The 12709-nt window shown below is 43.6% G+C and carries 8 protein-coding genes; 4 read left to right on the top strand and 4 right to left on the bottom strand.

The window, feature by feature from the left end; translation table 11 throughout:
- Positions 1-25: 25 nt before the first annotated feature.
- A complete protein-coding gene (locus ACMFL8_RS13880) occupies positions 26-808 on the bottom strand; it encodes an SDR family NAD(P)-dependent oxidoreductase (RefSeq protein ID WP_189586957.1) in 783 nt (260 codons plus the stop codon).
- A gap of 285 nt (positions 809-1093) precedes the next feature.
- Between ACMFL8_RS13880 and ACMFL8_RS13875 the strand changes: the two genes are divergently transcribed.
- Complete coding sequence (locus ACMFL8_RS13875) at positions 1094-2590, top strand: hypothetical protein (protein WP_413191302.1); 1497 nt, start codon at positions 1094-1096, stop codon at positions 2588-2590.
- Positions 2591-2866: 276 nt separating this feature from the next.
- On the opposite strand, the gene ACMFL8_RS13870 is transcribed toward ACMFL8_RS13875, so the two are convergent.
- Positions 2867-4561 (bottom strand): mechanosensitive ion channel, encoded by a 1695-nt coding sequence (locus ACMFL8_RS13870; protein WP_413191301.1) that lies wholly within the window; start codon positions 4559-4561, stop codon positions 2867-2869.
- Between the two features lie 499 nt (positions 4562-5060).
- On the opposite strand from ACMFL8_RS13870, the gene ACMFL8_RS13865 reads away from it, so the two are divergent.
- Complete coding sequence (locus tag ACMFL8_RS13865; protein WP_189586963.1) at positions 5061-5792, top strand: FKBP-type peptidyl-prolyl cis-trans isomerase; 732 nt, start codon at positions 5061-5063, stop codon at positions 5790-5792.
- Positions 5793-5926: 134 nt separating this feature from the next.
- On the opposite strand, the gene argA is transcribed toward ACMFL8_RS13865, so the two are convergent.
- Positions 5927-7249, bottom strand: coding sequence for an amino-acid N-acetyltransferase (argA, locus tag ACMFL8_RS13860; RefSeq protein WP_413191300.1), 1323 nt, complete (start codon positions 7247-7249; stop codon positions 5927-5929).
- A gap of 469 nt (positions 7250-7718) precedes the next feature.
- Between argA and ACMFL8_RS13855 the strand changes: the two genes are divergently transcribed.
- Entirely contained in the window at positions 7719-8318 is a 600-nt protein-coding gene (locus ACMFL8_RS13855) for a hypothetical protein (RefSeq protein ID WP_010201301.1), read from the top strand.
- 226 nt (positions 8319-8544) lie between these two features.
- On the opposite strand, the gene ACMFL8_RS13850 is transcribed toward ACMFL8_RS13855, so the two are convergent.
- Entirely contained in the window at positions 8545-9543 is a 999-nt protein-coding gene (locus tag ACMFL8_RS13850; protein WP_413191299.1) for a patatin-like phospholipase family protein, read from the bottom strand.
- A gap of 382 nt (positions 9544-9925) precedes the next feature.
- Here ACMFL8_RS13850 and recG point away from each other — a divergent pair, with 382 nt between their 5' ends.
- Positions 9926-12292 carry an ATP-dependent DNA helicase RecG gene (recG, locus tag ACMFL8_RS13845; RefSeq protein ID WP_413191298.1) on the top strand — a complete coding sequence of 789 codons (2367 nt, stop codon included), beginning with the start codon at positions 9926-9928 and terminating at the stop codon, positions 12290-12292.
- Positions 12293-12709: the final 417 nt, after the last annotated feature.

Raw genomic sequence — 12709 nt, 5'->3', positions numbered from 1 at the left:
TATTCAATTACAAAGAGAGCAATAGCTAAAACTGAGGCTGACCGTTAGAAGCACTAACCCCACCATCTACCGGTAAATTAACACCGGTAATCATCGACGCATCATCACTCGCTAAAAAAGTAATCGCGGCGGCAATATCCTCTGGCGTGGCCAGACGACCAAGTGGACAACGATCTAAGAATTTATCAGTCTTGGCATCATTATTCTGAATGGCACTGGTCATGTTTGTCTTAGTCACGCTTGGATTAACCGCGTTGACTCGCACTCCATCAGGACCATGATCTAAGGCGAGGGTACGCGTTAGATTGCTAACGCCAGCTTTGGCAGCATTGTAAGCGGCCATATTCCAATCACCACCGACCCCTGATAATGAGGAGACATTGACGATATTACCTTTGGTCGCTATCAAATGTGGCATGGCTGCCTGACAGACATAAAAAGTACCGTTTAAATTCACATCAATCGCTGATTTCCAGTCTTCAGCCGTTAGCTCAGTAATTTTACCTTGGGTGGCTTTACCTGCATTGTTCACCAAGATATCAATTTTTTCAAACTGATCAATGGCTCTTTTAATCATTTCTTGCACTTGGCTCTGCACACTAATGTCACAAGTGATGGTCATATAATTATCGGTATGAATCCACGTACGGTCTTGCGGGAATTCTTTAGCGGTTTCTGCCAACGTATCGGCAGTCCGTCCCACTAAAACGACACTGGCGCCTTCCTGAGCAAAGCGAATGGCCGTCGCACGACCAATACCTGAGCCTGCTCCTGTTACGATAACGGTTTTTTCTTTAAAACGTTTCATAGTATTCAGTCCTTGTTCTTATATGCAAATAATAATAGTCACTACATAAAAAATGAATGAGCAGACCCTAACGTAATGGCTGCACTATAAATCAATGCGTCAGCTGTGCTACTTTTATGTCATCATAACAAGTCATTGCTTGGAAAGCGACTTTGTATAATTGCACTTATGTAGTTTACTTTTTCTTTATTGAATTATGCCTATCATCCTCACAAAAATGGCATGATCTTTGTAAGTTGCCGTGTAGGGTACGTTATATTTCATTGATAATAAAAGGTTGAGACTGTGTTCAATTCGATTACTGGCACATCTGATGGGGGTTATCTGGTCAATGAGTTGGCCTGCTATCTACAGACAGATGCTTTAGATATTGTTTTACCTAACATGCAAACCATAGAGATTCGTTATGAGGCTCATTATACAGCTCGACAGTATCACTATCATTTACCACTAGGTAAGCTTCAACTATTAGCGCTCATCTTATATCTGCCTTCTGAGACCAGCTTGGCTAATATCGAAACAGTACGTATGGCAGCGGTCAAAGCGGTGCTAGCATGGCAAAAGACTAAGACTGACTCTTCTCAAGATAAAGACAATCAGGCGCTCGTTTATGACGTATTGGTCGTCGACATCCAGTTCAGTGAGGACGCTAATAGTAGCAACAATAATAACAGTGACAATAATGATGAACACAACAATGACAATAATATTGAACATAACCGTCAGCGCAATCAGTTACCGAAGCGCTTAAAGCACGAATTTGCAGCGCGCTATTTTATGGAAAATTTGGTCGTCGATATGAGTGACCATGCACAGCGACTGCAAGTATTTAGCTGGCATGACTGGTGTTCGATAATGCTTGCATTACAGACGCCATGCGAGCTGTGGCGATTCTTAGGGTATCATCTTGACCAGCTCCAGCGCTCGGTCTCCAGCCATGTCGCGAGTTTTGAATCTGAAGACATGCTTGTCACGCAGTTTTTAAGCAGTGCCCTCTTATTTGACCATGCTATTACAATCGATAATGCCCTTATCAAATATGGTATTCAGCAAGCACCAAATGCTGCCTTGGTAGCCATGACCTTAGCTCAAAAAAATAAGAGCCAAACTGCCCAGATGTATCAACAACATAGGCAACAAGCAGCAACACTCTGGTCGCAACTTAGTACGCAGATGATCGACACGGTCAGTGCAGAGCTGACAGCTCAAGCAGACACCGAGTCTCTAAAGCCACAGTTCTCTCTTTGGCAGCAGCAATTATTAGATGAATCCGCGTTTTCGCGGCATGAACTGATTCGAACTTTATATAGACACCCACAACAAAAGCCGGCGTTGCAAAAAACTGGCTATGTGGTACATCAGCATTCATATGAAAATCTTGGTCGGCATTATGTGCTGATATTTTATGGGCAAGATTTGGCGGGGCAGAACAGTAAAGCGGCTATTCAGCCAAACTTACAGAAAATTGCGCAAGATGTCGCTACGCGTCTGCCGATGGCTGAGCTACACCATGTCATCATACTTGGTATAGATTTTATCTCTGATGCTGGCGAAACCTTTATAGATATCGATCTGTGGATTCAACCCGTGAATAATATGACTCAGCGCGAACGTCAACTTACCAAGCAAATACAACGTCTCAAACAGCAAGGTGCTGAGCAGCAAGATATTCAGCAGCCAGTGGCTAAGAAGCAAGCGGCTAAGAAGCCAAACAAGCCAGTAAATGATTTGCCTCAGATCCGTCTCAACCTTTCTATTCCAGCCCGTAAAGATAAGCTATAAATCGATACTATAGTCAGTGAAAAATAATATCAGTCAGTGAAAAGTGATATCGATACATCACGCACTGTTTATATCAATTTTTCTTGCTTGCTGTGCCTGTGCAGACAGAGGCTACAAAAAATTGATATCTGCAGTATCGTAGCGTTTTGGGGTATTTTGACTATGGATAAATTTGTTGTCGTTCAACTTAAAGAAATCATTTATCATACAAACACCCATAAAAAAAGACAGCCTGAGCTGTCTTTTTTTTGTTCGAAATTATACTTTCATAAAGGTTTATTTATTGGTGTCGTCGATAAGACCGCTACCAGGTAATAAATCGTTATTAGTCGTAGTTCCAGTAGTTCCGAGATCAGTAGTATCTACAGGGTCAGTACCAAGTTTTGTGGTATCGACCGTATCTGTACGTAAGTTGGTAGTCGAGGTAGTTGGTGCACTCGGCGTATTCTCACGAACTGAATCAGCAACTTTGTCTTGCGTTGATGAATTAGGCGTCAAAGCAGACTTCGCTTTTGCTTCAGTGCGCTCTTTGTCCATTTTGTCCTGCATCTTGCGTAGGAAACGTGCTGCTGCTTCTTGACCGCCAAGACCGAATGATAGAGCAAAGGCAACCGCAACGGCACCTAACGTTAGACCAAATGCTAGGTTAACGATAGAGTCAGCAATACCCATCGCTTTTAGACCCATGGCTAGTACCAAGCCCATGATTAATACACGTACGATGTTTGCTAAGAACTGTGAGCCTTGCTCAGAGCGCTCAACGACACCAGCAATGATATTGGCAAGCCAAAAACCGATGAATAGAATGATCGCGCCCAAAATGATGTTGGCACCGAAAGCGATAAACATCGTGATAATAGCTGAGATAGGCTCAAAACCTAATAAATCAGCGGCTGCGATAGCGGCAAACAGCATGGCAAAAAAGATGATCGCATAACCAACAAGGTCAGAGACTCTTTTATCACCCATGGTTTCTTGTAAGCCAACTTTCGCAGGCAACTGGTTGATCTGAGTGTTTTCGATCAAGCCTTTAATAATATTAGCGACCATACGTACCACGTAGAAAGTCACTACTAGGATAGCCACTGCCATAAAGATGTTTGGCAAGGCTTCCATGATTTTGTTCAGCATATTCGTCGCAGGACGAGCAATCACTTCGATTTTTAACGCATTTAATGCGGCAATAATCGTTGGGATAATCACAACTAAAAACGCTAATGAACCCGCGATATTAGGTAGGCTGTTTTGCTCGTTCAAACCTGCTTTTGACGCCAACTCTTGCACGTTAAAAGTAGAAACAAGGTTGGTCACAATGCCGCGTACAACTTTAGCAATGATATAACCAACGACAAACACCACACCAGCAATTAGGATGTTAGGAATAAAGCTGAAGATTTTGTCTACCATATTAGTCAATGGGGCAAATAAACCATCAAGCTCTAATTGGCCCAATACCATGGTTAGAACAACCAATAAGATGAACCAGTAAACCATATCAGCAATCGTACTACTCATTGGTTTTACGCCAGCTTTAGCGCTTAAACGCTCATCCATTGATGTTTTGGCCAGTGCTGCGTTGATCGCTGTGCGGGCAACAGTTGCCACAACCCAACCAATCACACCAAGAGCAATAGCACCGATCAGATTAGGAATGAACGCCAATACTTGGTTAACCATATTTGCAAACGGTGCTGAGATAGAGTTCAAGTTCAACTGACTAAGCGCTCCTGAAATGGCAATGATAAAGATAAACCAAAAAATAATCTTAGAGATAATACCCTCTAGATCATAGGTTTTGCCAGTAGAAGAGTTCATGCGTTGATTAAGATTCACTTTAGACAGCACACCGCGTACCAGTGCCGCGATGCCTAAAGCTACGAGCCAGCCAATAATAAATATTAAGATAGCACCAATAATGGAGCCGATCGGCCCACCAAGATAACCATTAAAAGATGTAAATGTTGGATTCATCTTATCCTCCTTGAATCATCATATATGAGCTGTGAAATAACAAAGGTAACCATTACAAATAGTAGGTAATCAGAACCTTAGTTATTGAGCAAAATCATATAGATGGTAATTATAAATAGTGTTTTTAATTTAAGTTATACAGGGACATTATAGTGACTGGAAAAGTAATACTACTATAGGAAAATGTGGATCTGCGATGGCCATACATCTCTATTACGCAATATGGCTACCGACATCCCAATATATATTAGTAAAACTGACGTCCAGTTACTTATCACCTTAACTAATTTAGCTTAGCTGATGTATTGATAGATTTAAAGACAGAAAGCTTAACCTGTTACTATATTTGTGTGATAACTTGTTATTTTTATGAGAAATGTTAACACAGACTGTACATTGGCCCGATAATTTCATCCTAAACATGGCTCCTAAAACTAAGATTTGTTATTATAGAAATATGTGACATCTCGCCACTATACTTACAATTTGAGAGTACTCTATGAAAAAAATCACTACTTTAAGCGTTAGTGCACTTGTTAGTGCTATGTTATTAGTTACCGGTTGTAGTACTAATAATGGTAATCAAGAAACCTCTAGTCAAAGCGTTTCAGTGACTGAAAAAAGCCCAGCCAATGAAAAAGTGGGTTATAGCTTGGGCTATATGATGGCAGAAGGTAACAAAGAAGCGGTCGGTGATCTCAACCTTGATACCTTTGAAAAAGGCTTCCGTGATGGTTATGAAGGCACTGATTCCGCACTGACACAAGAGCAAATGCAAGAAGTATTGATGACCTATCAAAAAGAGCAAGAAGAGAAGTTTGTCAAAGATATGGAAAGCAAAGCGACTGACAACAAAGCCGCTGGTGAAGCATTCTTAGTTGCAAATGCGAAAAAAGAAGGCGTGAAAGAGACGGCTTCTGGTCTACAATACAAAGTAATCGCTCCAGGTACTGGTAAATCACCAAAAGCGACTGACGTGGTTGAAGTAAACTACGAAGGTAAATTGATCGATGGTACGGTATTTGACAGCTCTTATGAGCGTGGTGAGCCGATTGAATTCCCACTAAATCAAGTTATCGCTGGCTGGACGGAAGGTCTACAGTTGATGAAAGAGGGCGGCAAATACGAGTTTTACATCCCATCAGACATCGCTTATGGCGAGGCAGGTAACTCAGGTATCGAGCCTAATAGCACTTTAATCTTTACGGTTGAGCTGTTAAAAGTAAAATAATGCTGCGATAAAACGTAATAATCTGCACCGTCCTACGTTTCATCCTAAAACAGAAAAAGCCCTCATAAATATTATGAGGGCTTTTTGTTTGGACGTGGTTTAGTTCACTGTTTACTCATCAATTGAGTCACTCGTTAAAGTGTCTTTTGGAAGACTTTAGAGTTACGTCCGTTATGATACTTTTCTTGTCGTGCTTCTGGTAAGGCGCTTGCTTCAACTTCTGCAAAGCCTTGTTCAACGAACCAATGGGCGGTACGAGTCGTCAACACAAACAATTTGTGCAAACCATGGCTGCACGCTTGCTGCTCTAAAAACGCTAGCAAATCCGCACCTCGGCTGCCGCTACGATATTCGGGATGAACCGCGACACAAGCGACTTCTGCCGCATCTGCATCTAATGGATAAAGCGCGGCACAGCCCAGAATCATACCATCACGCTCAATCACACTATAGTGATCAATCTCTTGCTCCAAGCATTCGCGCGAACGACTGACCAAGATGCCTTGTTCTTCTAACGGTAATAACAGTTCAATAAGTCCCACGACATCGTCGATATCTGCTCGGCGAATCTCTTCATAAGGGTCGTGGCTAATGAGCGTACCAGAGCCATCACGAGTGAATAGCTCTTCTAATAATGCACCATCTTTGGCATAAGAGATAATATGGGTGCGATGAACGCCTTGGCGGCAAGCATTACTGGCGCAATTTAAAAAGTAGTTGATCTCACAATTTAGATCACGGCCACGTAAGAAACGATCGACTTCATTTGGAATCATTTCGCGTAGCAAGCGATCATCGTCATTGATACCCGTTTCTTCACCTAAGAATATCAGCTTATCCGCGCCAAGTGCGACGGCAGCACTCAATGCCACATCTTCAGCGAGTAGGTTGAAAACTTCACCAGTCGCTGAATAACCCATCGAGCCTAAAATCACGATATGATCGTGGAGTAGGTTGTTTTTGATGGCCTCAACGTCGATAGAGCGCACTTCACCCGTCATTTGATAATCGACACCATTACGAATGCCATAAGGGCGAGCGGTGACAAAATTGCCCGAAACGGCATCGATGCGCGAGCCGTACATGGGTGAATTGGCCAGTCCCATCGATAGCTGTGCTTCAATCTGTAAGCGAATGGCACCAACGGCTTGCAAGATAGACGGCATCGCTACACGCGGCGTCACTCGAATGTCTTCATGCAACGGCGAGGTGATATCAGTGCCTTGCAGGTTGTTTTCGATTTGCGGTCGGGCCCCATGTACCAACACCAGCTTGATGCCCAAGCTATGTAACAAGGCGAAGTCATGAATAAGCGTACTAAAATTCGGGTGATTGACCGCTTCACCGCCAAACATGATCACAAAAGTCTTACCGCGATGGGTATTAATGTAGGGGGCAGAATTACGGAACCAATGAACGTATTCGGGATTAATCTGTGGCATGGCGCTAGTAGTCATAATGGGAGCAGTAGTAGTCAGAATAAGAAAAAAGGACGTGACAAAAAATGCCAGTCGCTAAAGAATTACCATAGCAAAAAACGCCGTTGTGAGCTATCTTTTATTTCAGTAGCGTTCATCAATCTTTGTAGTAAATTGACAATATACACAACCTCAACACGGGGTTAGTGTACCTACAAACGCTTTTTGCTATGCTAAGCGCTATTGCTTTATAGACAGCTAACGCAGATAATCAATAAGAATGAACGTTACTAGCATGGAGCGTATATGATAATAGCCTGCTCATAATCAGAGATGTCGTCATTAAGTGTATTGCTCATATAAAGTCTCGTCTATCCAAACCGCGAAAAACTTAAAAAGTTAAAGCGATAAATGTCAGAGTTTAAAAAGCATTGAAAATGCATTAACCAGACAGTCAGGTTTTGCCAGCTGCGTTTTACCGATATATTAACTAGGGATAATGAAAGTCATGAAAAAAAGTAACCATTTTGCCAATCCTTTTAGCGCTTTTAGCGGACACCGTCTGTTTCACGTGATCGCTGGTACGCTCGTCGGCGTCATGGCTGTGACCCAAGCCTCAGCGATGCTGCCGACCCCAGAGCAAGCAGTTGATAATTTAGCTACCATGCAGTCAAGTACCAATCAAGCAAGCACCCGTAGCGGTAATTCTAGTGTGCAAGCCGTTAATACCAAAATTACTGCCTCGCTGATCAGTGTTGATGCCAATGGTCAGGAGGTCTTGGTACCTGTTAATGCCAACACGCGCTTGCAAGCAGGCAACGTCTTAGAGTATCAAGGGTATTTTACCAATACCAATGCTGATCGAGTACGCAAAATGACGGTCACCATGAGTATCCCTGAGCAAGTAGAACTATTGCGCGCGGTCTCGCCTGACTTCCCATATGGCAGCACCGATGGCGATACTTTCGCCCGTATGCCGCTACGTGGCAAGGTAGACAATCAATTACAAGAAATCCCATTCAAATACTACAAAGCAGTACGCTGGGATATCGAAGGTGTTGGCCTCAATGACACCGTAGCAGTGAAATACCGCGCTCGCGTTAAATAGATTTGCTTATTAATTGATACATGCTGTTTAAGCAAAATTGATTTAGCTAACGGCAAAAAGCACCACAGTTTATGACTGCGGTGCTTTTTTAATGGCTGAAATCCTAATTTTGAGGTTAGCTTGTCGAGGATTTACTATATATAGTCAGTGAAAAGTAATATCGAACCATCACGCACTGCTGATATCAGCAATACCGTCGTGTTTTTAAGATATTTTGACTATATCGTTATAAAGTTGCATATTTACTCTGTGATTTTTCTTTTATTAATTGTTTAATCGCATTGATTTGTGGTGTGGTGGCTTGCGTGCCAGCAGCAATAAGGGCGCTACGTTGACTGGTATCTAATGAGCTGATATGACCGACATCAGGGGTAATCACAATATCAGCACGCGCGCGTTCATTGCGCATTGATGCGCTGTGCTTGGTATTTGAATGAGCAGTGCTGGCGGTTAAATTGTTTTCAAGTAAGCCCCAAAAGCTACTCAATGAGGTGATAGCGGGTAAGAGATTGCTTGTTATGTTCTTTTTATTCGAGGTAGGCATCGTCACATCGACAGCGATGATAATATCAGCACCCAAGTCGCGCGCGCTATCAACCGGTACTAAACTAACCACTCCACCATCGATATATTTTTTGCCGACTTTTTCAGGGATACGCGGAGCAATAAAAATATTGGGCACACTACAGGATGCTTGGACAGCAAGACCTGCATCGCCAGTGGTAAAGACGGCTTTTTTTAAGGTATGCTTTTCTGCTGCGACTGCTGCAAAAGCAATCGGAAAGTCCTCTATGGCTTTTGCGCCCACTTTATTATTAACAAAGTTTTTGAGTTTGATACCTTCTATAAATCCTTGGTTGGATAAGGTGAAGTCCGTCAATTCGCTGTCAGTGGTGGTCAATGCCAAGCGCTCAAGCTGTGCTGGCGTGTAGCCGCTAGCGTATAGACTACCAACCAAGCTGCCGATGCTCGTGCCAACGACCAAGGTTGGTTTGATACCGTTTTCCTCTAAAGCCTTAATCACGCCAACATGGGCAAACCCTTTGGCACCGCCGCCGCCCAACACTAACGCCACTTTTGGTACGTTTGCTATGGGCGCTACTGGTGCCGGTGCTGGTGTCAGTGTGCTACAAGCGTTAGTGCCTAGAGCCAATACAGCAAGCACACTGATACGCAGGAATGTTAAATGATGATAAGATTGAGGCAATAGAGCAGGAGCAAACATAAAAAAGACCTTATAAAATCATCGTAAATTAGGGCGTGTTATCAATTAGCACATTTATATATTTAGTGGTCTTAAAATGGCTAAATTTTGCTAAACATCGTCAGAAATTTTGCCAAATCGACAAAGCTACTTATCGATAAAGTTGCTTATCCATAAAATAGACTGGATGTATTTCTCTACAAAGTGTCTAAACGCAGTATTACTAAATAGCTTAGCATAATCAATCATGTTGTCAGTTATAATGAGACTGATTCAGTATTTTGATAGCTGGTTGATTGCTATCACCTTTGCAGCTCATTACTAGCAGTAGAATGCTTAGGGCGTGTCCTAATAAGACATTTTGCGCTTACGGAATTTAAAACCAATATCGTTAGGATTTTTGATGCCCATGTCGGTCAGTCACGCTTCAGCTCCTTCCTCAGCCCAGTCAACCGCTCATGGGATATCTGAGCAACCTCTATCGGCACTCGATATGCCAGTGACGGCGTTGGCAGGCGTCGGCTCTAAGGTTGCTGAGCAACTCGCGCAGTTGGGTATCGTACGAATCTTTGATTTGCTGCTACATCTGCCACGAGATTATGAAGATCGTAGCCGACTGGTATCGATAGCAGACGTGGGGCATGGACAAGCAGCATTAATCACTGGGCGTGTGGTACACGTCGATGTCAAGCGTAGTGGCATGACCGTAATTGTAGACGATGACACCGATACGATATCATTGCGGTTTTTTAAGGTCTATCGTGGTCTGGCGCAGACCATGAGCTTGGGTACACAATTGCAATTGTTCGGCGAAGTAAAAGTCAGCCGTTATGGCAAGCAGATGCACCATCCCGAATATCAAATCATCACTGATAGCAGCGCCATGACTAATACTGGGTTGCAGCCCATTTATCCCAGTGTCAAAGGCTTGCATCAGAATAAATTGCGTACCTTGATTAAGTTGGCACTGCAAACGGTGCGTAGTCAGGGTCTACCGATGACGCTGTTTACCAATGAAGATTTTGCCGTCGTTGCGGATTTACCATTGGTACCTTTTGAACCACCAAAAAAATCGGTAATAGAGGCGTATGAGTCTGAAGATATTTTTTCAACACTCGCCCGCAGTGTGCCCGACAATGCTACCAGTAATAGTGTCAACAAAGCCCAGCCCGCTATTTATGATGCAACGTATGACGCGATGAATCATAATCGCGATACGATGGCCGCTAATAATGTCTATACCCTGACGATATTTGAAGCCTTGGTACTATTGCACACTCCACCAACTTATACCGATGCTGGGCGGCAATATCAGCTATTGACCCAACTAAGTGCTCGCACCCATGCTGCTTGTCAGCGCTTGATCATTGAAGAGTTGACCGCGCATCAACTCAGTCTATTATATCGTCGTCAGCAATTGCATCAGCATAAAGCCCCTAAATGTGCCACTAGAAGCCCATTGGCTGATCAATTATTTGCCGCGTTACCGTTTGATTTAACGGGCGCGCAGCAACGAGTGATGAAAGACATCACGGCCGATATGGCGACTTCTATTCCGATGCTACGACTGGTACAAGGGGACGTGGGTGCTGGCAAAACGTTAGTGGCGGCGGGCGCGGCGGGCTATGCGCTTGATAGTGGCTGGCAAGTGGCTGTTATGGCACCCACAGAGATTTTAGCAGAGCAGCATTTGGTTAATTTTAAACAATGGTTTGAACCCTTAGGCGTTGGGGTTGGTTGGCTGGCGGGTAAACAAACCGCAAAGCAGCGCCGCGAAGCGTTGGTAGCTGTGGCTGAAAACACCGTGCAAGTGGTCGTCGGCACCCATGCGTTATTTCAAGAGCAAGTACAGTTTGCTAAATTGGGCTTGGTTATTATCGATGAGCAGCACCGTTTCGGTGTCGAGCAGCGCATGGCTTTGACCAGTAAAGGCGTGGCCAATAGCACGCCGCATCAGCTAATAATGACGGCAACGCCCATTCCGCGTACGCTAGCGATGAGCGTCTACGGCGATATGGACACCTCCATCATTGATGAGCTGCCACCGGGTCGCACGCCAATTACGACGGTGACGATTGACCGTAACCGCCGTGATGATGTGATCGAACGTATTGCGATTAATTGTGAGGCGGGCAGGCAAGCGTATTGGGTTTGCTCGCTGGTGGAAGAGTCTAGCGTGCTGGATGCACAAGCCGCTGAAGCCACTTACGAGGACTTAAATGAGCGCTTAAATATTCGTATTGGTCTTGTCCATGGCAAGATGAAATCCGTTGATAAACAAGCCATCATGCAAGCATTCAAATCCGGAAATCTTGATTTGTTAATTGCTACAACGGTCATCGAGGTTGGCGTCGATGTCCCGAATGCGTCGCTAATGGTTATCGAGAACGCCGAGCGTTTGGGTCTATCGCAACTACATCAATTGCGTGGACGAGTCGGGCGTGGTTCGACCAAAAGTTACTGTGTCTTGCTCTATCAAAAGCCGTTATCAGAGACAGGTACTGAGCGTCTAAATGTATTGCGCGATAGCACCGATGGCTTTGTTATTGCCCAAAAAGATTTGGAACTGCGCGGGCCAGGTGAGCTGTTAGGCAAACGTCAAACGGGCAATGTTGGTTATTATTTGGCGGATTTGATCCGTGATGAGCAATTATTTGCGATTGCCCAGCGTCTCGCCAAACACTTAATTGCAGATCCTGCACGTAAAGCAGATGTCAGCCAGCTGATCCATCGCTGGATGCCAGAGGCCAGTCGCTATACCAATGCATAGCAGAGTTTTTTTCTCTGCATTCTTACCGAATAATTCGGGATGCTATTTATCCTTGTTAGTCATGCTCATTATTTAATGCTAGGGCGTGTCCTCAATTCAATTGATCATATCTAAATGGGCTAAAAATGGCTAAATTTTGCCAAACATCGTTAAACAGCTGGTTAATATCCCGATATTATCTGCGCTATTTTCCTCGTTTGACGGCAATTTATCTCATCTTTATCACCATTTTTAAAATGAGGACACGCCCTAAACAATAAATATAAAGAGCGAGCGAAATCAATAATTTATGCATCATTTTTTCTGCCATCGCTTTAGTTAATGAAAATGGCTCTTTGGTAGTTTTTATCTATTAATACTAACTCATGTGTTCGCTGATTGTCATTGATATACATCGAGTAGTGTGGCAATTTATGA

It is taken from the genome of Psychrobacter sp. AT9 (assembly GCF_047272965.1).
GTDB lineage: Bacteria > Pseudomonadota > Gammaproteobacteria > Pseudomonadales > Moraxellaceae > Psychrobacter > Psychrobacter glaciei.
Note: the sequence above shows the minus strand (reverse complement) of the source record. Positions and strands in the feature narration are given on the sequence as shown.

Bases quoted from the DNA above. Each gene is read 5' to 3' on its own strand.
- ACMFL8_RS13855 (WP_010201301.1), top strand. From the start codon at position 7,719: ATGAAAAAAAGTAACCATTTTGCCAATCCTTTTAGCGCTTTTAGCGGA.
- ACMFL8_RS13880 (WP_189586957.1), bottom strand. From the start codon at position 808: ATGAAACGTTTTAAAGAAAAAACCGTTATCGTAACAGGAGCAGGCTCA.
- recG (WP_413191298.1), top strand. From the start codon at position 9,926: ATGCCCATGTCGGTCAGTCACGCTTCAGCTCCTTCCTCAGCCCAGTCA.
- ACMFL8_RS13865 (WP_189586963.1), top strand. From the start codon at position 5,061: ATGAAAAAAATCACTACTTTAAGCGTTAGTGCACTTGTTAGTGCTATG.
- ACMFL8_RS13850 (WP_413191299.1), bottom strand. From the start codon at position 9,543: ATGTTTGCTCCTGCTCTATTGCCTCAATCTTATCATCATTTAACATTC.
- argA (WP_413191300.1), bottom strand. From the start codon at position 7,249: ATGACTACTAGCGCCATGCCACAGATTAATCCCGAATACGTTCATTGG.
- ACMFL8_RS13870 (WP_413191301.1), bottom strand. From the start codon at position 4,561: ATGAATCCAACATTTACATCTTTTAATGGTTATCTTGGTGGGCCGATC.